The 25,434-nt window shown below is 61.7% G+C and carries 21 protein-coding genes; 9 read left to right on the top strand and 12 right to left on the bottom strand.

The window, feature by feature from the left end; all coding sequences use genetic code 11:
- Positions 1 to 541: 541 nt before the first annotated feature.
- Together E8K79_RS13690 and E8K79_RS13695 are read right to left on the bottom strand one after the other, a co-directional pair.
- A complete protein-coding gene (locus E8K79_RS13690; RefSeq protein WP_162604666.1) occupies positions 542 to 3,727 on the bottom strand; it encodes a PAS domain S-box protein in 3,186 nt (1,061 codons plus the stop codon).
- 200 nt (positions 3,728 to 3,927) lie between these two features.
- A complete protein-coding gene (locus E8K79_RS13695; protein ID WP_136515212.1) occupies positions 3,928 to 4,107 on the bottom strand; it encodes a hypothetical protein in 180 nt (59 codons plus the stop codon).
- 158 nt (positions 4,108 to 4,265) lie between these two features.
- Between E8K79_RS13695 and E8K79_RS21310 the strand changes: the two genes are divergently transcribed.
- The 3 genes from E8K79_RS21310 (at position 4,266) to E8K79_RS13705 (ending at position 7,129) form a co-directional block, all read left to right on the top strand.
- Positions 4,266 to 4,442: a hypothetical protein gene (locus tag E8K79_RS21310; RefSeq protein WP_198419822.1), complete on the top strand. Its 177-nt coding sequence runs from the start codon at positions 4,266 to 4,268 to the stop codon at positions 4,440 to 4,442.
- 107 nt (positions 4,443 to 4,549) lie between these two features.
- Entirely contained in the window at positions 4,550 to 5,593 is a 1,044-nt protein-coding gene (tdh, locus tag E8K79_RS13700; protein ID WP_136515213.1) for an L-threonine 3-dehydrogenase, read from the top strand.
- A gap of 345 nt (positions 5,594 to 5,938) precedes the next feature.
- Positions 5,939 to 7,129 carry a glycine C-acetyltransferase gene (locus E8K79_RS13705; RefSeq protein ID WP_136515214.1) on the top strand — a complete coding sequence of 397 codons (1,191 nt, stop codon included), beginning with the start codon at positions 5,939 to 5,941 and terminating at the stop codon, positions 7,127 to 7,129.
- Positions 7,130 to 7,360: 231 nt separating this feature from the next.
- Here E8K79_RS13705 and E8K79_RS13710 read toward each other — a convergent pair whose 3' ends face one another.
- Genes E8K79_RS13710 through E8K79_RS13740 form a run of 7 tightly spaced genes read right to left on the bottom strand, consistent with a single transcriptional unit; the run spans position 7,361 to position 12,767 of the window.
- Positions 7,361 to 7,552, bottom strand: coding sequence for a hypothetical protein (locus E8K79_RS13710; RefSeq protein WP_136515215.1), 192 nt, complete (start codon positions 7,550 to 7,552; stop codon positions 7,361 to 7,363).
- 36 nt (positions 7,553 to 7,588) lie between these two features.
- A complete protein-coding gene (locus E8K79_RS13715; RefSeq protein ID WP_136515216.1) occupies positions 7,589 to 8,395 on the bottom strand; it encodes a protoheme IX farnesyltransferase in 807 nt (268 codons plus the stop codon).
- 29 nt (positions 8,396 to 8,424) lie between these two features.
- Positions 8,425 to 9,330 (bottom strand): cytochrome c oxidase subunit II, encoded by a 906-nt coding sequence (gene coxB / locus E8K79_RS13720; protein ID WP_136515217.1) that lies wholly within the window; start codon positions 9,328 to 9,330, stop codon positions 8,425 to 8,427.
- Between the two features lie 10 nt (positions 9,331 to 9,340).
- Positions 9,341 to 9,628 (bottom strand): cytochrome C oxidase subunit IV family protein, encoded by a 288-nt coding sequence (locus E8K79_RS13725; RefSeq protein WP_129125109.1) that lies wholly within the window; start codon positions 9,626 to 9,628, stop codon positions 9,341 to 9,343.
- Positions 9,629 to 9,671: 43 nt separating this feature from the next.
- A complete protein-coding gene (locus tag E8K79_RS13730) occupies positions 9,672 to 10,271 on the bottom strand; it encodes a cytochrome c oxidase subunit 3 family protein (RefSeq protein ID WP_136515218.1) in 600 nt (199 codons plus the stop codon).
- On the bottom strand, positions 10,268 to 11,887 hold the full coding sequence (gene ctaD, locus E8K79_RS13735) for a cytochrome c oxidase subunit I (RefSeq protein ID WP_136515219.1): 1,620 nt from the start codon (positions 11,885 to 11,887) through the stop codon (positions 10,268 to 10,270). Before ctaD ends, E8K79_RS13730 begins: the two co-directional genes overlap by 4 nt.
- A 31-nt stretch (positions 11,888 to 11,918) precedes the next feature.
- Positions 11,919 to 12,767: an SCO family protein gene (locus E8K79_RS13740; protein ID WP_246043825.1), complete on the bottom strand. Its 849-nt coding sequence runs from the start codon at positions 12,765 to 12,767 to the stop codon at positions 11,919 to 11,921.
- 266 nt (positions 12,768 to 13,033) lie between these two features.
- Between E8K79_RS13740 and E8K79_RS13745 the strand changes: the two genes are divergently transcribed.
- The 6 genes from E8K79_RS13745 (at position 13,034) to E8K79_RS13770 (ending at position 19,006) form a co-directional block, all read left to right on the top strand.
- Complete coding sequence (locus E8K79_RS13745; RefSeq protein ID WP_135869023.1) at positions 13,034 to 13,213, top strand: hypothetical protein; 180 nt, start codon at positions 13,034 to 13,036, stop codon at positions 13,211 to 13,213.
- Positions 13,214 to 13,370: 157 nt separating this feature from the next.
- On the top strand, positions 13,371 to 14,927 hold the full coding sequence (locus E8K79_RS13750) for a bacteriohemerythrin (protein WP_136515220.1): 1,557 nt from the start codon (positions 13,371 to 13,373) through the stop codon (positions 14,925 to 14,927).
- Between the two features lie 161 nt (positions 14,928 to 15,088).
- Positions 15,089 to 16,042 carry a ferrochelatase gene (hemH, locus tag E8K79_RS13755; protein ID WP_135869021.1) on the top strand — a complete coding sequence of 318 codons (954 nt, stop codon included), beginning with the start codon at positions 15,089 to 15,091 and terminating at the stop codon, positions 16,040 to 16,042.
- Complete coding sequence (locus E8K79_RS13760) at positions 16,039 to 16,218, top strand: hypothetical protein (protein ID WP_135869020.1); 180 nt, start codon at positions 16,039 to 16,041, stop codon at positions 16,216 to 16,218. The genes hemH and E8K79_RS13760 overlap by 4 nt, the downstream gene beginning before the upstream one ends.
- 7 nt (positions 16,219 to 16,225) lie before the next feature.
- Positions 16,226 to 17,044 carry an AAA family ATPase gene (locus E8K79_RS13765; RefSeq protein WP_136515221.1) on the top strand — a complete coding sequence of 273 codons (819 nt, stop codon included), beginning with the start codon at positions 16,226 to 16,228 and terminating at the stop codon, positions 17,042 to 17,044.
- A gap of 9 nt (positions 17,045 to 17,053) precedes the next feature.
- On the top strand, positions 17,054 to 19,006 hold the full coding sequence (locus E8K79_RS13770) for a TraB/GumN family protein (RefSeq protein WP_136515222.1): 1,953 nt from the start codon (positions 17,054 to 17,056) through the stop codon (positions 19,004 to 19,006).
- Positions 19,007 to 19,180: 174 nt separating this feature from the next.
- On the opposite strand, the gene selB is transcribed toward E8K79_RS13770, so the two are convergent.
- The 3 genes from selB to E8K79_RS13785 all read right to left on the bottom strand — a co-directional run bounded on the left by selB (position 19,181) and on the right by E8K79_RS13785 (position 25,171).
- On the bottom strand, positions 19,181 to 21,091 hold the full coding sequence (selB, locus tag E8K79_RS13775; protein ID WP_136515223.1) for a selenocysteine-specific translation elongation factor: 1,911 nt from the start codon (positions 21,089 to 21,091) through the stop codon (positions 19,181 to 19,183).
- Positions 21,092 to 21,213: 122 nt separating this feature from the next.
- A complete protein-coding gene (locus E8K79_RS13780; protein ID WP_136515224.1) occupies positions 21,214 to 23,019 on the bottom strand; it encodes an ABC transporter ATP-binding protein in 1,806 nt (601 codons plus the stop codon).
- 442 nt (positions 23,020 to 23,461) lie between these two features.
- A complete protein-coding gene (locus tag E8K79_RS13785; protein ID WP_136515225.1) occupies positions 23,462 to 25,171 on the bottom strand; it encodes an ABC transporter ATP-binding protein in 1,710 nt (569 codons plus the stop codon).
- Positions 25,172 to 25,434 lie beyond the last annotated feature (263 nt).

Genomic DNA, 25,434 nt, shown 5'->3' on the forward strand with positions numbered 1-25,434 from the left:
GAGACATTGGTGTTACTCGTCGGAGCAGAGAGCATGCCCAAACGTTCCCCCCTTTGCGAAGGGGGGACAGAGGGGATTTGCCTTGGTTGGACCAGGCAAGCACCTGCTGAAGCGGCCATAGTCAGGCAGACGCCAGGTGCCGAGCAACTGTCAATGTACCGTCTACGAGTAGAGCTACTACTTGGAATGTGAGCGGCTGGGACTGCAGAGCAAAGAGCAAATCCCCCCCGCCCCCCCTTCGCAAAGGTTCTTCCGGGAATTCCTGGGAAACGTGTGTGCGTTAGCCTCGAAGCAGTGAGCATGGCGGCAAGTTCCCCCCTTTGCGAAGGGGGGGCAGGGGGGATTTAGCCTTTCATTACACACAAGCACCCGCTGAAGAGTCCATTGCACACTCTGCGTGGTGCTTAAACAATTATTGAACCGGCCATACCGGGAGCAAAGGCAAATCCCCCCCAGCCCCCCTTCGCAAAGGGGGGAGCGCGAGGTCAACTGCGGCACTCCGTGGACACACTATTTCGTTGACGCAACGGTGCTTGCAGAGTTAGCGGCGGGCGGCATCCGTGACGGCATTTTCGATGCCGGCAAGGAACTGCTCCGATGTGAAAGGCTTCGGGATGAAACTGACGCGGTCGTGCTGCTGCGGGTTGTGCACCTCGACGTCGAAGGTGTAGCCGGAGATGTACAGTACCGGCAGGTCCGGGATGCCCGCGGCGAGGCGCTCGTAAAGCTCGGGACCGCTCATCTCCGGCATGACCACGTCGGTGACGAGCAGGTCGATGGCAGTTCCCGGCTGCCCGGCGATCTGTTGCGCCCGGGCTGGCGTCTCAGCAACCAAAACCCGATAACCCGACGCTTGCAGGAGCTCCACGGCCATCTCACGGATCGCCTCGTTGTCGTCGACGATGAGGATGGTGGCGCGGTTGTCCTTACTTTCGACCTTCCGGGCGACCTCCACGGCCGGCGCTCCCGCGCTCGCCTCGGCGGCGCAAGCAGGGAAGTAGACCCGGAACGAGGAGCCGTGCCCCACCCTGCTCTTCACCTTGATGCAACCGTTGTGCTGCTTGATGATGCCGTAGACCGTGGCGAGCCCAAGCCCCGTCCCCTCACCCACCGGCTTCGTGGTGTAGAAAGGTTCGAAAATGTGCTGCAGCACTTCCTCCTTCATCCCGCAGCCGTTATCGGCGAAGGAAAGGAGAACATGGGGGCCCGGCTTGGTGCCCGGGTTCACCCTCACGAACTCGTCGTCCAGGAGCACGTTCCCGGTCTCGATCACGATGGTCCCATTCCCTTTTATGGCGTCCTGGGCGTTCACCGCGAAGTTGATCAGGACCTGCTCCACCTGCCCCCGGTCCGCAAAGATCCAGGCGCCGAAATCGGTCAGGTTGGTTCTGATCTCGATGTTCGCCCTTATGGTGCGCTGCATCAGATCGAGGAGCGCCCGGATCACCTCGTTCAGTTCGAGGACCTCCATGTTGAGCCGCTGCTTGCGCCCGAAGGACAGCAGCTTCTTCGTCAGGTCGGCCGCCTTGTGCGCGGAGGAGAGGATCCCTTCCAGCTTCTTGCAGTTCGGATCATCAGCCGCCATGCTCTTCCTGGCGATGTCGGCGTAGACGAAGATCGGGGTGAGCAGGTTGTTGAAGTCGTGGGCGAGTCCCCCTGCCAACTGCCCGATCGCCTCGATTTTCTGCATCTGCCTCATCTGCTCTTCGAGCTGGAAGCGGCTCTCATCGCTGCGCACCCGGCCGATGGCGATGCTAGCCATGTGCGCGGCCGACTCGATGAGGGCAAGCTCGGCATCGCCGGGGCTGCGGCAGCTCCGATAGTAAACCGCGAAGGTGCCGAGGAGCTCTCCGTCCACCGACAGCACCGGCTCCGACCAGCAGGCCTTGAGCCCTGCTTCAAACGCCGGCCGGAATCCCTTCCAATAGGGATGGGCCTCCAGATCCTCGACGATGACCCGCCGCTTCAGAAATGCCGCGGTCCCGCACGATCCCATCCCCTCCCTGATCCTGAGCCCGTTCACCGCCCGGTTGTACTCAGGCGGAAGGCTCGGCGCCGCGCCGTGCATGAGCTGGGTCCCTTCTTCGTTGGCGAGAAGCACGGAGCAGAGGGCACCCGGGCTCTCCTGTTCCACGAAGCCGACGATGCAGACCAGAAGCTCTTCCAAGCTCGCCCCGGTCGCCATCTGCTCAAGGATCTTGAGCCTGGTGCTCTCGCGCCGCTCCACGAGTTTGCGCTTCGATATGTCGCGCACGACGCTGAGGATAGCGGGGCGCCCCAGGTAATCGATGAGCCGGCTGCTCACCTCGATGGGAACCGCGGTGCCGTCCTTGGTCCGATGCTCCGACTCGTACAGGGCGCGTCCTTCTCGCTTTAGCGCATCCAGGCGCTCCGGGAGCTTCTCGCGCTGCTGCGGCGAGTTGATGTCGTTAAGGGTAAGTTCCATGAATTCGTCATGGCTATACCCCATCCGGTCGCAGGCCGATTGATTCACTTCCAGGATGCGAAAATCGAAGTCATGGATGTAGATGGCGTCTCCGGCGCTGTTGAACAGGAGCCGGAACCGCTCCTCGGTGAACTGCAACTCGCGCTCGAGCCGTCTTCTTCTGTCGTTGTTGAAATACAGCGCCGCGAGCGCGGAGACCACGAAGAGAGCGAAGAGCGAGCCGGTCCAAAAGGCGGTCTTGTTGACCGCATAGAAGGAAACCGGCTCGTTGATGAGAAGCGACCCCGGCGGGAGCTTGCGCCGGTCGATGTCCCAGCGGCGCAGCAAGGTGTCGTCGAACATGGGACGCGAAAGGGTGCCAGTGATGACCGGGATGGTCGACGGGTTTTCGCCCGAAAGAATCCTCACCGCAAGCTCAGCCGCCTTCTCCCCCTGGCTCCTACCCTCCATCATCATGCCGCCGACCACGCCGTATCCCAACTGCGCAGCATGCACGGCATAGACCGGCACCGGGCTCACCGCGGTTACAATGCGTGCAGCCTCGGCCTGGGTGAAAGAACGGCCGGTGCTCTGGTCCATGGTGTAGGAGAGCATCAAAACGAGTGCGTCAGGGGAAAGCCCCTTCAACTGCTGAGCCGCCTGCTCCAACGGCAGGTCGCCTAGGAAGCGGAAGGCGACGTTAGGAAACTTAGCGGACGAGGTGACCAATTCGTGGCGCATGGCGCGGCCGGTATCGGAGTAGTCGCTTACTACGACCACCTCTTTTGTCCCGGGATGCAGTCTTAGCGCCAGAGCGACAGTCCCGATCATGTCGTGGTACTCCGCCACTCCGGTGATTTTCGACTGCCCGGCGACCATCTCCGGCTCGTAGTCGTTGATGCCGCAGAACACCAGGGGGACATCCGGGAAGAGGCGCTCCCGGTAGCGCAGGGCGAATTCGAGGGCGGCGTTGTCGAGAGCCACCACCACGTCAAACTTGATGCCGCGATGCTTTATGGAAAAAAGGTTGGCGAGCTCCGGGAAGTGCCGCTTGTCAGGGAACTTCTTGGTATCGAGGTGCTCGACCAGCATCTCCATGCGGGGCAGCTTCTTGAGCAGCGTCGCACGCAGCCCGCGCATCTCGTCGTCGGACCAGTCGTAACCGTAGTTGTAGGAGTTGATGACCAGCAGGTGGGGTACCGTGGACTGGGCGTACAGCGGCGACGCGGTGAGCAGCAGCGCCAAAAGGCACCAGCGAAGCCACCACCGGACGCTGGGAAGATGTGCAATTTTACTACGCATCGCGACCTCTTGGTGTTTGTCGTACCTCACCCGGGTATCCGAAAGTAGGTGTTGCGGGAAGAGTATGCTCATTTATCGGCAGCTTACGGCGCCGGCTTAAAGCATTAATGGTGTGGGAGCTCTCACGAAAAATGGGAGGGGCGGCGAGGAAAAGCCGCGGCCGTCGCGCAGCAGGCGACGCCGCGGCTGGGACGTCAGGATTACAGCGGCCGCGGGTTGCAGAGGTAGTCTTCCCCGTCAGCCTTGGCGCGGCACCTGTTGCAGACGAACTTGGGATTCGCCGAGTGTCTGTCCATCTCCTCGATCCTTCCCTCGTGTTTCAACTGGCACATGTGTGCCTTATGCTCTTTTGGTTTTGGGCAGGTCTCGTTTTCGCTCATAGCGTTCTCCTTTGTGCTTGGTGACCCTCTTATCATAGCAGATCAGTTTCACCAACCAGAACATGCACATCTTTTTTCTCATTTGCTCCATATTTCATCCTCATTTTTCTCCTAATCTGACAGTACTGGCAATGGGTCCAGTAAAGAGGAGAACTCAGATGAAAAAGCTTACTAGGATATTGTTGGCACTAGTCGTCCTCCCGGCGCTCTTGGCCGGCTGCCTCCTCGTCCCGGTGGACGACGGCTATTATCACGGACGGCACCATGGCGGAGGCTACTACGACTACGACGGCCGTTATGACCGCGGCGGCGGGTATTACGGACGCAGGTATTAATTGAAGTATCCCTAGTCCTTCTTTTGCAGCGCACGCTATTTACATGGCCTTTGATGTTGGTAACATTAACGAGCCGAAAACGGCCACCACATTAAAGGAGTCCCACCATGCAAAAGACCATGCGCGCGCTCGTGAAGAAATACCCTAAGCCGGGGTTGTGGCTGGACGAAGTCCCGGTCCCCGAGATGGGGATAAACGACGTGCTGATCAAGGTGCACAAGACGGCGATCTGCGGCACCGACCTGCACATCTGGGACTGGAACGCCTGGGCGCAAAAGACCATCCCGGTGCCGATGGTGATCGGGCACGAGTTCGTCGGGAGGGTCGCGGCGATCGGCAGCAACGTCGCCGACTTGAAGATCGGCGACATCGTTTCCGGCGAGGGACACCTGGTCTGCGGCAGGTGCCGCAACTGCCTCGCCGGTCGACGCCACCTGTGCAAGGACACCAAGGGGATCGGGGTGAACCGCACCGGCGCCTTCGCCGAATACATCTGCATCCCGGTGACCAACGTCTGGCACGCCGACCAGAGCATCCCGATGGAGGTCTTGAGCATCTTCGACCCCTTCGGCAACGCGACCCACACCACACTCGCCTTCCCGGTCCTGGGGGAGGACGTCCTCATCACCGGTGCCGGCCCTATCGGCATCATGGCCACCGCCATCGCCCGCCACGCCGGGGCGCGCCACATCGTCACCACGGACATGAACCCCTACCGGCTCGACCTGGCGAAGAAGATGGGGGCGAGCGTCGCGCTGAACGTAAAAGAGAGGACCTTAGCCGACGCGCGCAAGGAGCTCGGGATGAAGGAGGGCTTCGACGTCGGTCTCGAGATGTCCGGCAACGGGTCCGCCTTCAAGGAGATGCTCGACAACATGTGCCACGGCGGCAAGATCGCCATGCTCGGCATCCCTTCTGGCGACCTCGCCATCGACTGGAATCAGGTGATCTTCAACATGCTCACCATCAAGGGGATCTACGGCCGCGAGATGTACGAGACCTGGTACCTGATGCAGTCGATGATCAAGACGGGGCTGGACATCACGCCGGTGATCACGCACCGGATGCACTACACGGAATTCGAGACGGCCTTCGAGGCGATGGGAAGCGGCAACGCAGGCAAGGTCATCCTTAACTGGGTTGAGGAATAGGGGAAGAACGGCACCGGGTCTCCCCCTCCCTTGACGGGAGGGGGCTGGGGGGTGGGTGAATTTGCCAGTAGCGATGCAGGTGGCACCTTCCCCCCCACCCTGCCCCTCCCCCGCAAGGGGGGAGGGAATACGTAGAGNTCGAGGCGATGGGAAGCGGCAACGCAGGCAAGGTCATCCTTAACTGGGTTGAGGAATAGGGGAAGAACGGCACCGGGTCTCCCCCTCCCTTGACGGGAGGGGGCTGGGGGGTGGGTGAATTTGCCAGTAGCGATGCAGGTGGCACCTTCCCCCCCACCCTGCCCCTCCCCCGCAAGGGGGGAGGGAATACGTAGAGGAGTAACTCAGATGACCGATAAATTCGCCTGGATCAACGAAGAGATGGGGGCCCTGGAAGCGCAGGGGTTCAGGACCAACATACGCACCATCGGCTCGGCCTGCGGCCCCTGGATGGTGGTGGACGGCAAGAAGGTGCTGAATTTCTGCACCAACAACTACCTTGGGCTCGCCAACCACCCGCGCCTCAAGAAGGCGGCGCAGGAGGCGGTGGAGCAGTGGGGCGTCGGTCCGGCCGCGGTGCGGAGCATCGCCGGGACGCTCGAACTGCACCGCCGGCTCGAGGCGCGTCTGGCTGCCTTCAAGGGGGTCGAGGACGCGCTCTACGTCCAGTCCGGCTTCTGCGCCAACCAAGCCGCCATCCCTCCCATGGTGGGGAAGGGGGACGTCATCTTCACGGACCGGCTAAACCACGCGAGCATCATCGACGGCTGCCGCCTCTCCTCGGCGAAAATCCTGGTCTACGAGCACTGCGATCTAGAGGACTGCGAACGGGTGATCAGGGAAAACGTTGGGCAGTACCGGCGCGCGCTCCTCATTACCGACGGCGTCTTCTCCATGGACGGTGACATAGCGCCCCTGGACCGGCTCTTCGAGCTCTGCGAGCGCCACGGCATCATCACCATGGTGGACGATGCGCACGGCGAGGGGGTGCTCGGGCGGGGCGGGCGCGGCATCGTCGATCACTTCGGGCTGAACGGCAAGTTCGACCTGGAGATCGGCACGCTCTCCAAGGCGTTCGGGGTCATGGGTGGGGTGATCGCGGGGAAGAAGGTCGTCATCGACTGGATCAGGCAGAAGGCGCGCCCCTTCCTCTTCTCGAGTGCGGTGACTGCTGCGGACACCGCCGCCTGCCTTGCCGCCGTTGATCTTCTGGAGGAGAGCAGCGCGCTCGTGGAAAAACTCTGGGACAACACGCGCTACTTCAAGGAGGGGATGCAAAACGCGGGCTTCGACATAGGGGCGAGCGTCACGCCGATAACCCCGGTCATGCTCGGCGAGGCGACCGTGGCGCAGGAGTTCTCGCGCAGGCTTTTCGCCGCCGAGCCCGGCATCTTCGCGATGCCGATCGGCTTTCCGACCGTGCCACAGGGCAAGGCGCGCATCCGCGTGATGATCAGCGCGGCCCACACCCAGGGGGACCTGGAAACCGGCCTCGCAACTTTCACACAGATCGGCCGCGAGCTCGGAGTGGTCAGATAAACAAAAAGACAAAGGCTCAACGCAAAGACGCGAAGGCGCCAAGACGCTGAGAAAACCCCAAAACCGTTTAACAGGGATGAAGGGGATAAAAGGGATAAAAACTTAAGACCAAGGGGAAAGGCTTAGAACCTTGATGTTTTAACGGCGCCAAGGCGTTGAGAAGCAAAGGATGGTTAAAACCTTTGCGTCTTTGCGGCTTGGCGCCTTTGCGTTGAGGGGTTGTGGTCGCGGCTAGCGCGCGGGCTTGATGCTTCTCGGGTTGCAGACCACGAGCGGGTCGTTCGCCTGCACGCGGCACTTGTTGCAGTAGACGATCGGCTTCTCCCCGTGCCGCTCATACTCGTCCATCCGGCCATCCTTCTTCAGCTTGCACATGTGTGCCTTGTGACGCGCAGGCTGCTCGCACTTTTCCTTGTCTGCCATGAAAACTCCTTCTCAAAATGCCTCCCGTAGGGAAGGCTACGGCGTGCTGTACAGCGCCAGGGTGACCAACGCCGGGAAAACGTTGATGCCGACGTAAGCTGCCGCCTCGAGACGCCGAAACGGTGTGAGCAGCAGCGGGACGCAGAAGGCGAGGCACCAAAGGGATACGTTACTGCCGGCGATGAGGCCGAAGGCGGGGAGCATCAGGGTCGCAGCGACGACGGCGGCAAGCCAGAGCACGAGAAACGGTCCGGGACCTCGGAAACTCTGCGGCGCGAACAGCGGAAACCCGGCGAGCCGGTAGTCGTCGGCGTGCCTTTTCTGCAGCATCCAGAAGTGGGGGACCTGCCAGAGGTACAGGATGCCGCACAAAAGGACGATCCTGAAATCGCCGAGCGCGCCCCCGGCGGCGCTCCAGCCGATGAGCGGCGGAAGGGCGCCGCAAAAGGCCCCGGCGAGGAGTGCGAAGGGGGTGCGCCGCTTGAGCGGCGTGTAGACGGCGAGGTACCAGGCAAGGGTCGCCAGGGCGAGGAGAAGGGGCACAGCGCCGAGAGCGGCAAGGATGACGGCACCCGACAAAAGGACCAGTACCGCGATCGTCGCCCCCCAGCGCGGTGCGAGCTCTCCAGCGGGAAGCGGGCGCGTCATGGTGCGGCGCATGAGGGCGTCCACGTCGCGCTCGAGGAGCTGATTGAAGGCCGAAGCGGCGCACGCCATGAGGGTCACGCCGATAAGGAGCATGAGCCCGGACACGCCGGGACGCGCCTCACGGCAGAGCAGGTACCCCCCGAGCGCCGCCGTCCCGTTCATGAGCGCCAATGGCAGCCTGAACAACCGGCACATCCCGGCTATCGTTTTTCGTGCTGGAAAGATCACTTCTCTCCTTCCAGGAACTCGACCATCACCTTCAGGTCGCCTTCCGGAATGTCGCTCTTCGGCATGATCGGGGGGAAGCCTTCAACGATGGCCGCACCCGGGTTCAGGATCGACTCGCGCAGGTACGCCTCGTCCACCTTCACCGTCTCCGCCTTTCCGCCGCGCGTCACCTTCACCTGGCTCCCGTAGAGCCCCTTGAAGGTCGGCCCCACCTTCGTCGAACCATCCAGAGAGTGACAGCCAAGACAGCCGTGGCTCTCCAGCAGGGCCTTACCCTTGGCCGCCCCGCCTTCTGCCGCCTTCTCGTTCAGCCACGCCTCGAACTTGTCCGCCGGGACCGCTTCCACGGTCGTTATCATGGCGGAGTGGCCGGTGCCGCAGTACTGCGAACAGAAGAGGTCGTAGGAGCCGGGCGAACTGGCAACGAACCATACGTGGTTTTTCATTCCCGGCACGACGTCGCGCTTGATGCGGAAGGCCGGGACGTAGAAGCCGTGGATCACGTCCTCGGATTCCAGGTTCACCTGCACCGGCCTTCCCACCGGGACGACCAGCTTCGGGCTGTGCTTGCCGTTTTGGTAGATGAAGTCCCAGGACCACATGCGCGCCTCGGCCTTCACCTGCATGGCGTTCTTCGGCACGGTCCTGAGCGACAGGTAGCTGGTCCAGCCGTAGTAGAACATCCCCATTACGAGGATCGTCGGCAACAAGGTCCAGATCACCTCGAGAAGCGGGCTTCCCGATACCTGCGAGGTCGGCTCCGGGTTCTTCGAACGGCGGTAACGGACCACGAAGAAGATCATGGTTGCGGTGATCCCGACGAGCAGCACCAGGCAGGCACCAAAGAGGAACATGAACACGGGATCGACTGCTTGCGTCGTTGTGAGTAGTTGATTTTCCACGTTCGCCCCTTTATCGGTAGAGTACGTCGAAGAAGGTTCCCCCGATGAAACCGGCCAGGGTGAAAAGAGCCACGAACAGGATGATGCGGAACAGCCGCGGCTCGTATTTCATGTGCATGAAGAAGGCGATCACGAGGCCCGATTTGATGCTCGCGATGGCAAGCGCCGCCCAGACCTTCCAGACGCCAAGCTCCACGCGCGTGACCATGATGGTTGCCGCCGTCAGCACCAGGAGGGTGACCCAGACGGTAACCAATTTCCCGTAACTCAGGATGTGTTCCGCGCTTTCGTTTGTCATGTTCATATCTCCGGTATATCTCGATCCACGCCCCGACCCGCCGTTAAAGGATCAGGTAATAGAGCGGGAAGATGAAGATCCAGACCAGGTCGACCAGGTGCCAGTAAAGGGTCACGTTCTCGAGCGTCACGTTGTCCCCTGCATGCAACACCTCCCGCTGCACCATCACCGCGGTCCACGCCATAAGGACCGAGCCGATGATCACGTGTATGCCGTGCAGGCCGGTGGCGAGGTAGTACAGTCCGAAGAAGATCGACTCCCCCGGAGGCCCCGCAATCAGCTTCGGAGAGTTCGGGTAGATGCCGTGATGGAACTTGGCGCTCCACTCGAGGTACTTGATGAAGAGGAAGATAAGGGCGCAGCCGATGGTCCCACCCAGCAGAGTGAGAGTCGCCGTTTTGGCGCCGCGCTTGATCGCGGTGACCGACATCGCCGCAAAAAGCGAGCTGGTCAAAAGAACCACCGTGTTGGTGGCGCCGTAGACCAGGTCGAGCTGCTTGCCCCCCAGGCCGAATTCCTTGGGATACCTGGTCAGGTAGACCGAATAAAGGATGAATACCCCGCCAAAGAGAAGTATCTCCGTGAACAGGAACAGCCACATGCCGAGTTTGGCTCCGAAAGTGTCCTTTTCCAGATGGCTCATGGGACCCCCGCCCCTTTAAAGTCGTACGGTCCGTGCGTCACCACGGGATCTTCCTCGAAATTCTCGGTAGGCGGAGGGGTCGGGATGCTCCACTCCAGCGAGGCGCCCCCCCACGGGTTCCCGGTGAACGGCTCACCCTTCAGCAGCCCGCGCCACAGGTTCCAGAGCACGATGAGAATCCCCGCGACCATGATCCAACTCCCCACCGTCGCCACGAAGTTCAGGCGGGCGAACTCGGGGAGGTAATCGTAGTAGCGCCTCGGCATCCCTTCCATCCCGAGTACCTGCATGGTGAAATACAGGACGTTGAAGCCGATGAACATGAGCACCCAGCCGATGATGGCGGGCTTCTCTTCGTAACGCCTGCCGAAGTACTTGGGAAGCCAGTAGTGCGCGGCGGCGAAGAAGGCGAAGCCGGTGCCGCCGAACATGACATAGTGGAAGTGCCCGACCACGAAGTGGGTATCATGCACGTGGATATCGGTGGAGGCGGCGCCGAGGATCAGGCCGGAGAGCCCGCCGATGGAGAAGAGCAGGATGAAGGAGAGCGCGAAGAGCATGGGCGCCTCCAGCGATATCGACCCCTTGTACATGGTCGAGACCCAGTTGAACACCTTGATGGCGGAAGGTATCGCCACCAGGAAGGTGAGGAAGGAGAAGACCATGACGCCTAAGTCACTCATCCCAGAGGTGTACATGTGGTGCCCCCATACCGCGGAACCGGCCGCCGCGATGGCGAGGCTCGAAAAGGCGATCATCTTGTACCCGAAGATCGGCTTTCGCGAGAAGACCGGGATGATATCCGAGATCACCCCCATGCCGGGGAGGATCATGATGTAGACCGCCGGGTGCGAGTAGATCCAGAACATGTGCTGGAACATGATGGGGTCACCGCCCCGGCTCGGGTCGAAGAGGCCGAGTCCCAGGACCCGCTCGGTCACCACCAGAAGGAGCGTGATGGCGATGATCGGGGTGGCGAGAATCTGGACCCAGGCGGTCGCGTAGAGACTCCAGGTGAAGAGGGGGATGCGGGTCCAGTTCATCCCCGGGGCCCTCATCCTGTGGATGGTGGTCACGAAGTTGATGCCGGTGAGGATCGAGGAGAAGCCTAAGATGAAGACACCGAAAACGGCGAGGGAGACGTTCGTCGTGGTCCGGGCCGAGAAGGGGACGTAAAAGGTCCATCCCGTATCGGGGGCGCCACCGCCGGTGAAAAGCGAGACCAGGACGATCACCGCGCCGATGACGTAGAGCCACCACGAAAAGAGGTTCACCCGCGGGAAGGCCACGTCGCGCGCGCCCAACTGGATCGGCAGCACCAGGTTCCCGAACGACGCCGGTATCCCCGGGATGATGAAGAGGAAGATCATCACCACGCCGTGCACCGTGAAAAGGGCGTTGTAGGTCTGGGCGGTGACGATGGTCGGCCCCGGTGCGATCAACTCGAGCCTGATCAGTACCCCCAACAGGACGCCGACCATGAAGAAGCTCAGCACGCAGTAAAGGTACATAAGACCTATGCGCTTATGGTCGGTGGAGAAGATCCAGGACCCGATCCCGGTCTTGCCGGAATCGCTCCAGAACCCGCCTTCCGCAGTTGCCGTTTCTTGACTCATTTATTCCCCCGAAACCCTGCAGATCCGCAGTTTAGGTTTCCTTGCCTTTATTTTTATCCGTCTTCTTGCCGCCCAGGATCAGGAAGATCAGGAAGCCGACCACACAAACGATGATGACTGTCGCGCTCACCCGCAGCAGGTTGAACGCGTAACTCTTGCTCTCCGGATCGAAGCTGAAGCAGTAGCTCACCATCTTGCTGATGGTAGTCCCGATCCTCCCCTGTTTCGCCTCCATGAGCGCCAGGGTCAGATCCTTCGGGAGGAACTGCGTGCCGTAGAGGTAGCGCACGATCATGCCGTCCTTCGCCACCACGAAGCTCACAACCGGATGGACGAAATCGTTTCCCTTGCGCTGGAAATGAAAGCCTGCCGTATCGGTGAGCTTGCGGATGTTCGCGGGGTCACCGGTCAGGAAGATCCAGTTCCCCTCCGGGAACTTCCCCTTCATCACCGTCTCGTACATTTTTTTGGAGCGGGCCGCGCGCTGCGGCGTCTCGCGCTCGTCAAAGCTCACCGACAGGACCCGGTAGTCCTTTCCAGGGGTGAGCTTGATGTCGTGAAGAACCCGCGCCAGCCCCTCCTGAAGGTAGTTGCAGACGTTGGTGCAGGAATAATAGACGGGGAGGATGACGGTCGGACCGGTGATGAGCTCGGCGAGGCGCCGCTGCCGCCCGCTCTCGTCGGTGAAGACCAGATCAAGCGGGATCTTTTTCCCCAGATGCTCCTCAAGCCCTACGTTCCCTTCTTCTTGCTTCGAGGCGCCCTGATGCTCAGCGTGCGGAGTTGTCTCTTCTTCAACATGGCATTTGGCAGAGGCGGGGAACAGCAACGCCGCCATCGCTCCGACAAGTACCATGCGCCTTATGGCCGTAATGATCACATATGACTCCGTCCGATCTCTCATGTGAAAAAAACAAGTGCTCATTATAAATGATGATTCCCGGCTGTCCACCGGAGGCAAATAAATTTCCTTACGGAACGGGCCAGGACGAGGCTTCATCTCCTGCAACGGTTCGATCATGAGCCGCACCGGGTCAAGATTAGACTTGACTTAATTTATCATTACATTAGACTGGGCCAATATTTTTCCAAGCAAAGGCAGTCCAGCGGAGTACCCCGATATCCCCAGTCCAAAGGAGGCCGGTTATGAAAGCTTTTCCCGCGAAACTCATCATGGCGGTTATCATCCTGTCCTGCGGCTTCGTGATGCAGGCAGAGCGGTCAGAAAAGGCGCATCAAAAGCAAGACGGCGCCGCCCATAGGTTCGTCGCCGGTACGATTGATCGCTCCCCCGGCACCGACAGCGGCCGCACCTCCTGGCGATAGCGGAAGCAAGGGGGGGCATCGTCATGCCCTCCACCACATCCTGCCGGGCAGTCCTCGATTCCCGTATACAATGCTCATGAATAGTTAAAGTTTCCGCCCGGGCAGACGATAAACTCCTTGAAACTCCCAAATGTCGTGTTTGCAAAGGAGATCGTCCATGTCTTTCAGCGCCCGCCTCATCACGATCAACCTGATTGCTATCTGTGCGACGGTTGCCTCCACCATCGTCGTCGGCAGCTGCGGCAACATCGCCGGAATGGTGCTTGCCGGTGTCATCATATTCCTAATCTCAGCGCTCCTGTGCTGGCAGGTTGCCCGCAGCGAGACCCGCGCCCTGCGAGACGTGGCGGAAGCGATCGAGGCTGCCGCGGGAGGCGATCTCTCCTGCCGGGTGGAACAGATCGCGAGCGGAGAAATCGGTCGCATCGGCACATCCTTCAACAACATGATGGGGGACTGGAACAAGACCATGCACCAGTTCTTCACGGTGACCGACCTGGTACGCGACTCCGTTGCCCTGGTGAGCGCCACCAACGACGCAATGGCGGCCGCCGCGGAAGATGTCGCCATGCAGGCCTCGACGATCGCCACGGCGAGCGAGGAGATGTCGGCCACCTCGGGAGACATCGCCCGCAACTGCCTCATGGCCGCCGAGAACGCACACCGGGCCACCGACGAGACCAACGCCGGTGCCGCCATCGTCAGAAGCAGCGCGCAGCTCATGGAGAACATCGCCCAGCGCGTCACCACCACCTCGACCTCGGTTGCGGGCCTCGGCGAGCGCTCCGACCAGATCGGCGCCATCGCCGGCACCATCGAGGACATCGCCGACCAGACAAACCTCCTCGCCCTGAACGCCGCCATCGAGGCCGCGCGCGCCGGCGAGACCGGCCGCGGCTTCGCCGTGGTGGCCGACGAGGTCAGGGCGCTCGCGGAACGGACCACGAGGGCCACGAAAGAGATCGACGCCATGATCAAGTCGATCCAGAGCGAGACCCGCGAGGCGGTCGGCGCCATGAGCGAAGGGGTCGAGCAGGTGAACCAGGGGACGGCGGAAACCTGCCGCTCCGGCGAGGCGCTCGCCGGCATCCTCACCATGATCAACGACCTGACCATGCAGCTCTCCCAGATCGCCACCGCCGCCGAGGAGCAGACCGCCACGACCCACGAGATCACCAGCAACATCCAGATGATTACCAGCGTCGTGAACAGCAACGTGGAGAGCGCCCGGAACACGAGGGCGGCAACCGGCAAACTGGTGCAACAGGTTGATGAACTGCACGAGCTGGTCTCCCACTTCCAGCTCTCCGACGCGATGGTCTGGGACCCGAGCTACGCCACCACCATCAACACCTTCGACGACCAGCACAAGAAGCTCTTCGCCATGATCAACGAGCTGTCGCAGGCGATGCAGCACAAGCGGAGCAAGGACGCCATCGGCTCGGTGCTGCAGCGCCTCATCGAGTACACCGGCAGCCACTTCGCTGCCGAGGAAGAGGCCTTCCGCAAGTCGGGCTATCCCGAAGAAACGGCGCACGTTCAGCAACATAGGGACCTGGTTCGCCAGGTGCTTGAACTTCAGGAGAAATTCAAGTCGGGCGAGACCGTTCTTACCCACGACGTCATCGAATTCCTGCAGAACTGGCTCGTGAACCACATCAAGGGGACCGACAAACGCTACGCCCCCCACCTCACCAAGGCCGGTATCCGCTAAGCCGCCAGGCAAAGATCAGTTTTAACAGGGATGAAAGGGAGGCCCCTTCATCCCTGTTAATTGATTTCCCCACTCCCCCTTCCCAATGAATTAAACCAGTTCTCCTTCCCGGCGTTTTCTGCTACATTTCTCGGGCTGCCAACTCCCCAGAAGAGGTCGTCATGTCAGAAAAAACCGCAGTCCTTTTGCTGCAAATGGGTGGACCCGACTCGCTCGACGCCGTGCACCCTTTCCTCATGAACCTGTTCACGGACCGCGACATCATCAAGATCGGGCCCTCCTTCCTGCAGCCCTTCATCGCCCGGCGCATCGTGAACAAGCGCGCCCCGCACGTCGCGGAGTACTACCGTCAGATCGGCGGCAAGTCCCCGATCCGGGAGCTGACCGAGGCCCAGCGGGAGGGACTGCAGGCGCTTTTAGGCGAGAATTACCGCTGCTTCGTGGCGATGCGCTACTCCCGCCCTTCGACCATCGACGCCCTCGCTGCCATCAAGCGGGAGGGGATCAGGCGCGTCGTGGTGCTGTCGCTCTACCCGCACTACTCGAAGGCGACCACCGGCTCCAGCGTGAACGAACTGCAGCGCGTCCTGAAGGAGGCGCGAGCCGATTTCGAGCTGACCTTCATCGACCGCTTCTACGACCACCCCCTCTACATCAAGGCGCTCGCGGGGAAGGTAATGCGGGGGCTGCAGGCTTTCCCGGACCGGAAGGACGTGCAGATCGTCTTCTCCGCCCATTCGCTGCCCCAATCCTTCATCGACGAAGGGGACCCGTACCTCGACCACATACAAGAGACCAGGCGTCTCGTCATGGAGCAGGTAGGCGAGGCGAACCATCTCCTTTGCTTCCAGTCGAAGGCGAGCCGGGTGAAGTGGCTCGAGCCCTCCACGGAGGCAACCATCGAGAAACTGGCGAAGGAAGGGAAAAGGAACCTGTTGATGGTGCCGCTCTCCTTCGTTTCGGACCACATCGAGACCCTCTACGAGATCGACATCCAGTACGGCGAGGAGGCGAAGGGGTACGGCATCGAGCGCTTCGAGCGCATCGAGTCGCTGAACTCAGACCCGATATTCCTGGACTGCCTGGCGGACCTGGTGAGAACGGCGAAGGCATGAAGACCTGCAGCATCTGCAAGATAGAATTCGACGAGAACGAGCCCGACTCCCTCTACGGGGAAGCGGGGCAGTGGCTGGCCGAGGAGTTCTGGAAGGACGCGGGCGAACTCTGCCGCACCTGCCGGGAGAACCGCGCCCGGCTGGTGATGATGTACGGACACGAGATGAACACCTGAGGTTTATATGGACAGGACCACGATAGACGGCATAAATCTCACCCTCGCCAACCCCATAGAGCTCCCGCTGCGCTGGGTGGGGGACGAGGAACTGCTCCGGCAGCTTCTGGCGGCCTGGATGGTGATAGACGAGCGCGACATCCCCTTCAACCCGCGCCTGATCGGTAAACCGGGCGTCGGGAAGACCACCCTCGCCTACGCCGCCGCAAAGAGGCTCGGGCGCCAGGTGTACCTCTTCCAGGCGACCATGGACACCCGTCCCGAGGACCTGATCGTGACGCCGGTGATCGGCCCCGAGGGGGCGATCCAGTACGCCGCGTCCTCGCTCGTCTCCGCCATGATCTCAGGCGGGGTGCTCATTCTGGACGAGGGGAACCGGATGAGCGAGAAGGCCTGGGCCTCCCTTGCGCCGCTTCTGGACGACCGCCGCTACGTCGAGTCGATCATCACCGGCTTGCGGATCAAGGCCCATCCCGACTTTCGCATCGTCGTCACCATGAACGAGGACTCCTCAACCTTCGAGGTCCCCGAGTACATTCACTCCCGCCTGCAGCCCCAGCTCTTCATCGACTTCCCCGAGGCGGACGAGGAATTGGCGATCCTGAAGGAGAACCTTCCCTTCGCCGGGAGCTCTATCCTCAACTACGTCGTGCAGTTCCTGCAGCGCGGCCACGCCGCCGACGAACCGTACTCTGTGCGCGACGGCATCAACATCGCGCGCTACGCCCTGAAGATGATGTCGGCGACCAACAAGGATCCGCACGAGCTCCTGCCGCTCGCCGTCGAGCGGATCCTCGGCGAAGAGGCGCTGCGCTACCTGAAGTAGGCTGGACTTATGCCCGACCGACTCTACCTGGAACAATTCGGCAACGTCCACGCCCTCCCCGTCCTGCACTACCGGATGGAGTTCGCCCACCTGGTACGCGAGGCGTTTGACCGCGTGAAGCCCGACTGCGTCGCCATCGAGCTGCCGCAGACGCTGGAAGAACAGTTTCTGCGCGGCGTCCGGCGCCTCCCCGAGGTCTCCGTCCTCGCCTACCACGTCGCCGCCCAGTCCGTCTTCCTGCTCATCGAACCCGCCGATCCGCTGATCGAAGGGGCCCGGCTCGCCCTGGAGCGTAAGGTCCCGCTGCATCTCGTCGACATCGACCTCGACTCCTACCCGTCGCACCCGGATCACCTGCCGGACTCCTACTCGGTGCAGCGCATAGGCCTCGACCCCTTCTACCGGGAGGTGGCGAAACTCTACCGGGAGATCCCCCCCTGCGAGGAGGACCTCCGCCGCGAGCGCGGCATGGCCTACCGCCTGAAGCAGCTCTCGGCGCAGCACGAACGCGTCCTCTTCATCTGCGGTATGTCGCACCTGGAAAGGATCCGGCACTCCTTCGACGCGCCACTCGCCCAGCCGCTCACTAGGACCCGGCGCGAAGGGATCACCATCCTCAACCTGCACCCGGAATGCCTCCACGAGGTGCTCGCCGAGTACCCCTTCCTCTCCGCGGTGTACGAGACGCGCAGGACGCCTCTTGGTCCCGAGCCCGCCGCCAACGGGCATTCCCTCAGAAAGAGCTTCAACGCCTTCGAGCTGATCCTGGGTGGGAAAGAGAGCATCCCCGAGGAGGAGGCACTGGCGGAATCGGTGCAAAGGAGCGCCCACCGTATCGGGATGGAAGGGGAGTTCCCCGACCGGCAGAAGATCATGTTGCGCCTGTTCCTCGAGGCGGCCCGTCACTACCGCCAGGAGACCGGTGACAAGGTGCACTTCTGGCAGAAGCGCGCCTTCTTCAGGTTCGCCCGCAACTACGCGCTCATGACGCGCATGCTCCTTCCCGACCTGTTTCAGATGCTGGCTGCCGCCCGCGGCTGCCTGGACGACAACTTCGCCTACGCCTTCTTCCGGCTCGCCGCCCGTTATCCCTGGCAGCGCGAGACGAGCGATCTCCCGACGATACGGCTCTCCGCCGACGAGCTCTGGTCCTCCACGAAGAGGATCCGTTTCCGGCCGCGCGAGCGGGTGCGCGCCAAGGGGTTCTCGTACCTGAAGATGATGAACCGGAAAAAGGAGAAGCGGCCGGGGGACTGGCTGGAGGGCTTCGACGATCCGTACATCTGCTCCTATCCCCCTGAGGATCTGAGCATCGAGGAATACGGGCGGAACCTTAAGCGGATCGGCGCGCGGCAGCTGAGCGAGGAGGGGAGCAAAAGTGAGCCCTTCACGTCGTCCCTTCTGGACGGGGTCGACATGCGGGAGACGCTCCGGAACCTGCACGAGGGGAAGATTTACGTCAAGGAGAACAAGCGCCTGAAGAGCGGCGTCGGGTGCGTCGTGGTGGTCTTCGACGAGGACAAGGAGGGGAGCAGGTACCCGTACTGCATGACCTGGCTTGGGGAGCACGCCCAAGAGTCCGACATGGCCTTCTACGCCACCCCGCCCACCGACAACATCGTCGGTCCCGGGATCTCGCGTTGCGAGTACGGCGGATTTCTCTTGAGCTATCCCCCGCGCCGCATGGTCGACGTCTGGCACGATCCGGACTACCGGCACGCCACCGGCAAAGGAGAGCTGCTCCTGCTGGCGGCGCTCGACTATTCGCTGGAGAAGGACGTGGTCTATGCCGCGGCGAAGCCGCCGAGAAGTTTCATGAAGCAGCACGCCGCGCGGCTTAACAAGAGGATCATCTACCTGCCGCTCGGGAGTCTTTCGCCGGTCGCGCTCAAGAAGCTTCGCGCCTTCCACATCCTCTACGGCCGCGACAAGCGCGACATCGCTAGGGATTACATTTGGTGAGGTACCGACAGGCGCCAACGTGGTGGTGACTGTTGTAGGGGCGAATAATAATTCGCCCAGCCACCGGCGCCGTGACCACCGCATATGGCAAGATAGGCAATGAGGCACATGAAGAGGGCAAATGATTATTCGCTCCTACAAAGCGAAAGGCCCCCGAAATTCGGGGGCCTTTTTTTATCCTTTGCGGAGGATCCTCTTGTCACCCATGCGGATGGTGAGTTTTTCAGAGTCGAAATACTCCAGGAGCGGAATCATGAACTTCCTGGAAAGCCCTGTCAGCTCGCGGAACTCGGGAGGGGTGATCTCCTTCTTCTCCTTCAGGAAGCCGACGAGCTTCTCGCGCAGTTCGGAGACTGCGCCGGGCGCGTAGAAGATGTCACCCTTGATCTTCGCCACCTTACCCTCGCGGAACATCATGTTCGTGTGATCGAGCACCTGCTTCTCGGTGGCGCCGACCAGATCGCAAAGCTCCTTCAGGGTCGGCGGCTCGAACCACCCCTTGGTGAGGGCGTCTTCGAGGGTGCGCTGCACGCTCGCCTGGTCCTGGGTTACCCCCACCTTGCGCCCGGGTAGCTTGACGAGTTCGCGGTCGGAAAGCGCCAGTCCGTCCTTCTCGAGGCTCGCCAGCACCGGCCCGAAGAAGCGCGCGTCACTGCGCCTCGGGATGCGCGACTTCAGCTCTTCCTTACCGATACCCTCCTGCATCGGGTTCTCCTGCAGATACTCCACCAGCTCGTCGGAGAGCTTCTTCTTCAGCATGGCAAAGGCGTCCTTGCTGAGGAAGATGCGCGGCTCCTTAACCACCTGCAGCACGGCGCCGCTGGAAAGAAGCGGCGCCAGTGCACCCTCGATCCTTTTGCCCGACATGCCGGAGCGGTTCACCATCTCCTGGATGGAGATGCCGGAGAGGAGCGAGGAGTCGACGAGAAGCCTGATGCGGTCCTGGTCGACGCCCGACTCGACGGCGGCCAGAAGCTCGAGGGCCTCGGCGGAACGGCGACGGCGGCGCGGCGGGGCGGGGTCGAGGACGGCGCCCCCGCCGAGGGTCGCCTGCGGCGAGTAGGTACGCAGCACGAAGGGGTCTCCCGGCAACAGGAGCACCGGGTGCTCGAGGCGCAGCTGCACGTAGGCGCTCTCGCCCGGCTGCAGCGCATCGCGGTCGAAGAGGATGATCTTGGCCGGTACCTCGTATGTGGCCGAATGAAGCCGGATCGAGGCGCGGTGCTTCAACTCCTTCTGGGCAGAGGCGAGGTAGTTGAGCCGGACGTCGACGGCGCTGGTCGGCTTGTAAAGACCTTTCGGGACGACCACGTCGCCGCGCTGCACCTCGGTGTGATCCACACCCTGCAGGTTCACCGCGAGGCGCTCGCCCGCCCCACCCTTCTCCACCTTGGAGCCGAAGGATTGCACACCGCGCACGCGGCAGGCGATGCCGGAGGGGAGGATCTCCACCTCATCGCCGACGGTGACGGCACCGGACAGAAGCGTACCGGTGACCACGGTGCCGAAGCCGGTCACGGTGAACACGCGGTCAACGGGGAGGCGGAAAGGCGAATCGACCCGTTTCTGCTCGATCTCCTTCGCCATCTTTATCAGTTCGGCCTTCAGCGCGTCGATGCCGTCCCCGGTACGGGAGGAAACCGCCACGACGGGCGCTCCGGCCAAGAAGCTCTCGGCGAGGTATTCACGCACCTCCTCGGTCACCAGGTCGAGCCAGTCCGGGTCCACCATGTCCTTCTTGGTCAAGACGACGATGCCGCGCTTCACGCCTAAGAGCTGGCAGATCTCCAGGTGCTCGCGGGTCTGGGGCATGATCCCCTCGTCTGCGGCGATGACAAGGAGGACCAAGTCCATCCCCCCCACCCCGGCGACCATGGTGCGGACGAAGCGCTCGTGTCCGGGAACGTCTACGATGCCGAAGCGGAGATCGTTCGCCAGTTCCAGGTGCGCGAAGCCGAGTTCGATGGTGATGCCGCGGGCCTTCTCCTCTTTGAGACGGTCCGTGTCAACGCCAGTCAACGCCTTCACCAGCGAGGTCTTACCATGGTCAATGTGCCCGGCGGTGCCGAGTATCAGATGCTTCATCAGGAGGCTCCGTGAAAAAATTCTTTCCTATATCGCAATTTTTCTATGAAAGGTCAACCGCTCTTTCATGAACTAGCGATTCGTTTATGCCGAGCCTGCGAAAGATATCAGGAACGGGGGCACTAATCCTTGAACTGCAGTTGGTAGAGCCGGTAATAGAGCCCGCGTGCGGCCATCAATTCCGCATGGGTTCCTTCCTCGGCCTTTTCGCCGCGGTGGATGACGGCGATGCGGTCGGCGTCCCGGATCGTGGAGAGACGGTGCGCCACGACGAGCGTGGTCCGCCCCTGCATGAGCCCCTCAAGCCCCTGCTGGATGAGCCGCTCGCTCGCAGTGTCGACGCTCGCCGTCGCCTCGTCCAGTACCAGGATTTCCGGGTCGAAGGCTACCGCCCTGGCAAAGGAGATGAGCTGGCGTTCTCCCGCCGAGAAGTTCACCCCGCGCTCACGCACCTCCTCGTCGTACCCCTTCGGGAGCTCCCGGATGAAACGGTCCGCGCCGACCACCTTGGCCGCCTGCTCAACACGTTTCATCGCCTCCGGGTCGCCGAGCGAGATATTGTAGGCGATGGTCCCTGAGAAGAGGTACGGGTCCTGGAGCACGACACCGATCCTTTTTCGCAACTGCTGCAACGGCATCTCGCGCAGGTCGGTCCCGTCGATGGTGATCGAGCCGCGCTGCACGTCGTAGAGCCGTGACAAAAGCCGCGTCACCGTGGTCTTGCCGCCGCCGGTCTCTCCCACAAGCGCCACCTTCTCGCCGCGCTTCATCTGCAGCGAGACCCCTTTGAGCACGTAGTCCTCGCTGTTGTAGGCGAACCAGACATCGTTGAAGCAGATGCTCCGCAGGGCGTCTTGCGGCGCCGGTACGCAGGCGGGTGCAGCGGCCTCATCCTTTTCCGGCGCGGGAGCCGCACCCGGCTCCCATTCCTTGTTGTCGAGGAGTGTGAAGACGCGCTCGAGCGAAGCCATCGCCCCCTGCATAACCGAGTATTTCGCCGAGAGGTCGCGGATCGGGGAGAAGAACTTCTCTATGTACTGTATGAATGCGACCAGGGCGCCGAAGGATAACGTCCCCCTGATGATCTCTCCGCCGCCGTACCAGATGATCAGCGCCACCGCCACCGAGGAGAGCGACTCGACGACGGCGTAGAGGGCGGCATCCCAGGTGATCACCGGGAGGTTCGCCTCCACGTAGGACTTGTTCAGCCTCTGGAACTCCTTGGCCTCGTCCCGTTCGCGGTTGAAGAGCTGCACCACCGCCATGCCGCCGAGGCTCTCGGTGAGGAAGGCGGAGAGGTTCGCCTGGCGGGAGCGCACCTGCCGGAAGGCGACGCGCATCCAGTTTCTAAAGGAGAAGGCGACCCAGATGAGCAGCGGTAGCACCGAGAAGGTGACCAGGGAGAGCTTCACGTTCATCCAGAGCATGATGCCGACGATGCCCGCCAGCACGAGGATGTCGCCCACCACGGTGACGATCCCCGCCGCGAACATCTCGCCCAGCACCTCGATGTCGCTGGTGAGGCGCGAGACCAGGCTTCCCACCGGGGTCTGATCGAAGAAGCGGGCGGAGAGACGCTGGATGTGGGTGAAGAGCTGCACGCGGATGTCGTACATGACCCGCTGGCCGACCCAGGTCAGCATGTAGACCTGCGCGAACATGAGGAGGGACTCGGCGAAGATGATGCCCAGGAAGGCGGCGGCCAGCGCCGGTAGCCCTTCCATCTGCCCCTTAACGATATGGCCGTCGATGGCCATCTTGAGGATCCAGGGCTGGGACAGCTTGGTTACGGCGATGAAAGGAAGCAGGGCGAGCGCCGACACCAGCGTGCGCCGGTACGGCAGGATGTAGGCGAAGAAGCGCCCCATCAGGCGTCGATCGTACATCTTGCCTACTACTTCGTCCTCGTATATGCCGCCGAAGTGCATGCTTCTCCTTTAAAACCCAACTGCTTAACGCAAAGACGCAAAGCCGCCAAGGCGCTAAGGAAACCAGAAACGGATAAAGGTTTAACCCAAAGACTTTCTTAGCGTCTCCGCGCCTCCGCGTCTTTGCGTTGAAGCCTTTGCCGTTAAATCCTGTAAAACCCAACGGCCTAACGCAAAGACGCAAAGCCGCCAAGACGCTAAGGAAACCAGAAACAGACGAAGGTTTTACCCCTCAAAGACTTTCTTTGCGTCTCCGCGCCTTTGCGTCTTTGCGTTAAAGCCTTTGCCTTTGAATCCCGTAAAAACCAAACTGCTTAACGCAAAGGCGCAAAGCCGCCAAGACGCTAAGGGAACCAGAAACTGACAAAGGTTTTAGCCCTCAAAGACTTTCTTTGCGGCTCCGCGGCTCCGCGTCTTTGCGTTAAAGCCTTTGCCTTTGTCTTTAAAGCTTTTCTATCTCCGCCTTCAACTGCTCTTCTCTGTGGATCGCGGCGTAGCGGCCGCCCAGCTCCAGGAGCTCCGCGTGGCTCCCCTGCTCCACAATCGCTCCCTGCTCCAAAACTATGATCTCGTCGCAGCCACGCAGAGGGGAGAGACGATGCGAAACGATGAGCACGGTCCGCTCTCCGTAATAACCGGACAGGGCCGAGAGGATCTCCTCCTCGGTATCGGCATCGACGGCGGAAAGCGGATCGTCGAGGATCAGTATGCTCGGCTCCTTGATCAGCGCCCGGGCAATGGAGACGCGCTGTTTCTGTCCGCCGGAAAGGGTGACGCCACGCTCCCCAACCAGGGTGTCGAGCCCCTGCGGAAAACGCGCGATGTCCCCGGCAAGCCCGGCGATGCGCGCCGCGCGCTCAATCTCATCGCGGGTCGCGCCTGGCTTTCCATAACCTATGTTGTCGGCGATGGTGCGAGAAAAGAGAAAGCTCTCCTGCGGCACGAAGCCAACCGCGGAGCGGATGCGCTGCAGGGGAATACGGTTCACGTCTATGCCGTCTATGAAGAGCGTCCCGTCGCCAACGGGGAAAAGCCGCGGGATGAGCCGCACCAGGGTCGACTTGCCGCTCCCGACCACCCCCACGATGCCGATGCGGGCCCCTTTCCTGATCTTCAGATCGATGCCGCTCAGCATGTCGGTGCCGCCGTAGGAGAAGGAGAGGGACCGGTACTCTATATGCCCCCCGATACGCCCGGGGTCGATCGGTTCGGCCGATTCGACCACCTCGGCGTGGGCGTTCAGGATCTCTCCCAGGCGTCCCATGGAGGCAGCGCCGCGCTGCATCAGGTTCAGGATCCAGCCGAACATGATGGTCGGCCAGACCAGCATGGCGAGGTAACCGTTGAAGGCGACGAAACCGCCGAGCGTCAAACCGCCGCTGATCACCAGGTTGCCACCGACAAAGAGTACGACCAGCGTCCCGAGGGCGCCGGTCGCCGCCATCACCGGCAGCATGAGCCCCCGGATCTTCGCGACCGCCATGCTCGCCTCGCTGTAGCCGTCGCACGCGGCCCCGAAGCTCGCGATCTCCCCTTCCTCACGGCTGTAGGCGCGCACCACGGCGGCAGCCGACACGTTCTCCTCGACGCAAGTGGTGAGCCGCGCGAGCGCTTCCTGCATGAGCTTCGAGGAGCGGAACATGGAGGAGCTCAGCCGCTTCACGATAAGCACCATGACCGGGAACGGCCCGACGGCGCAAAGGGTGAGGAAAGGGGAGATGCGGGTCAACAGGATGAGGGAGGCGGTGTAGATGATGACCGTGTTGAGCGAGCTGAGCACACCGAAGCCCAGGAGCATCCTGACGTTGGTGAGGTCGTTGGAAAGGCGGGATAGGATGTCGCCGGTGCGCCAGTTGGAGAAATAGGTACGGTCGAGGGTGAGCAGCCTCGCGTAGAGGTCCTCGCGCAGCCGGTACTCGATGCGCCGCCCCGCGTTCAGTAGCGTCGTGCGGGAGAAGACGCGGATCACCCCCTGCCCGACCGCGGCAGCCGCGATCATGCCGCCAAACTGCGCAGGCGAATATCCCGCCTTCGCCGGTGCCTGCAGCGCCTCGATGGCGAGCTTCATGAGCCACGGGATGGCAAGCCCGCACAGGTTGGTCCCCACCAGGAGGAGCGCTCCCAGCAGGTAAGCCCCCCGGCAATCGCGCATGTAGCGGTATAGTCTTCTCAACTCGCCGATGGTTCACCTCGCACGGATAACGCCCCGGTACTCTTATTACATTTGACATTTTCTGTCAAAGTATTTGCAAATTCCAATCTCGACGTTTGATTGTTTTAAAAAAATGTAAACACGCGCGCCATGTCCCCTTAGACCCGCCTCATCCCCGCCGACCACCGGATAGGCAACTTTTAACCAATTTCCACGAAACTTCAGAGACTTCCACGTTAAATTCCCGCACGCCCCCTGTTGTT

The sequence above is a fragment of the Geomonas edaphica genome, assembly GCF_004917075.1.
In the GTDB taxonomy this organism is placed as follows: domain Bacteria; phylum Desulfobacterota; class Desulfuromonadia; order Geobacterales; family Geobacteraceae; genus Geomonas; species Geomonas edaphica.

What these genes read in the sequence shown, in the direction of transcription:
- E8K79_RS13690 (WP_162604666.1), bottom strand. Translation starts at nt 3,727, where the DNA reads ATGCGTAGTAAAATTGCACATCTTCCCAGCGTCCGGTGGTGGCTTCGC.
- E8K79_RS13695 (WP_136515212.1), bottom strand. Translation starts at nt 4,107, where the DNA reads ATGAGCGAAAACGAGACCTGCCCAAAACCAAAAGAGCATAAGGCACAC.
- E8K79_RS21310 (WP_198419822.1), top strand. Translation starts at nt 4,266, where the DNA reads ATGAAAAAGCTTACTAGGATATTGTTGGCACTAGTCGTCCTCCCGGCG.
- tdh (WP_136515213.1), top strand. Translation starts at nt 4,550, where the DNA reads ATGCAAAAGACCATGCGCGCGCTCGTGAAGAAATACCCTAAGCCGGGG.
- E8K79_RS13705 (WP_136515214.1), top strand. Translation starts at nt 5,939, where the DNA reads ATGACCGATAAATTCGCCTGGATCAACGAAGAGATGGGGGCCCTGGAA.
- E8K79_RS13710 (WP_136515215.1), bottom strand. Translation starts at nt 7,552, where the DNA reads ATGGCAGACAAGGAAAAGTGCGAGCAGCCTGCGCGTCACAAGGCACAC.
- E8K79_RS13715 (WP_136515216.1), bottom strand. Translation starts at nt 8,395, where the DNA reads ATGTGCCGGTTGTTCAGGCTGCCATTGGCGCTCATGAACGGGACGGCG.
- E8K79_RS13725 (WP_129125109.1), bottom strand. Translation starts at nt 9,628, where the DNA reads ATGACAAACGAAAGCGCGGAACACATCCTGAGTTACGGGAAATTGGTT.
- E8K79_RS13730 (WP_136515218.1), bottom strand. Translation starts at nt 10,271, where the DNA reads ATGAGCCATCTGGAAAAGGACACTTTCGGAGCCAAACTCGGCATGTGG.
- ctaD (WP_136515219.1), bottom strand. Translation starts at nt 11,887, where the DNA reads ATGAGTCAAGAAACGGCAACTGCGGAAGGCGGGTTCTGGAGCGATTCC.
- E8K79_RS13745 (WP_135869023.1), top strand. Translation starts at nt 13,034, where the DNA reads ATGAAAGCTTTTCCCGCGAAACTCATCATGGCGGTTATCATCCTGTCC.
- E8K79_RS13750 (WP_136515220.1), top strand. Translation starts at nt 13,371, where the DNA reads ATGTCTTTCAGCGCCCGCCTCATCACGATCAACCTGATTGCTATCTGT.
- hemH (WP_135869021.1), top strand. Translation starts at nt 15,089, where the DNA reads ATGTCAGAAAAAACCGCAGTCCTTTTGCTGCAAATGGGTGGACCCGAC.
- E8K79_RS13760 (WP_135869020.1), top strand. Translation starts at nt 16,039, where the DNA reads ATGAAGACCTGCAGCATCTGCAAGATAGAATTCGACGAGAACGAGCCC.
- E8K79_RS13765 (WP_136515221.1), top strand. Translation starts at nt 16,226, where the DNA reads ATGGACAGGACCACGATAGACGGCATAAATCTCACCCTCGCCAACCCC.
- E8K79_RS13770 (WP_136515222.1), top strand. Translation starts at nt 17,054, where the DNA reads ATGCCCGACCGACTCTACCTGGAACAATTCGGCAACGTCCACGCCCTC.
- selB (WP_136515223.1), bottom strand. Translation starts at nt 21,091, where the DNA reads ATGAAGCATCTGATACTCGGCACCGCCGGGCACATTGACCATGGTAAG.
- E8K79_RS13780 (WP_136515224.1), bottom strand. Translation starts at nt 23,019, where the DNA reads ATGCACTTCGGCGGCATATACGAGGACGAAGTAGTAGGCAAGATGTAC.
- E8K79_RS13785 (WP_136515225.1), bottom strand. Translation starts at nt 25,171, where the DNA reads ATGCGCGATTGCCGGGGGGCTTACCTGCTGGGAGCGCTCCTCCTGGTG.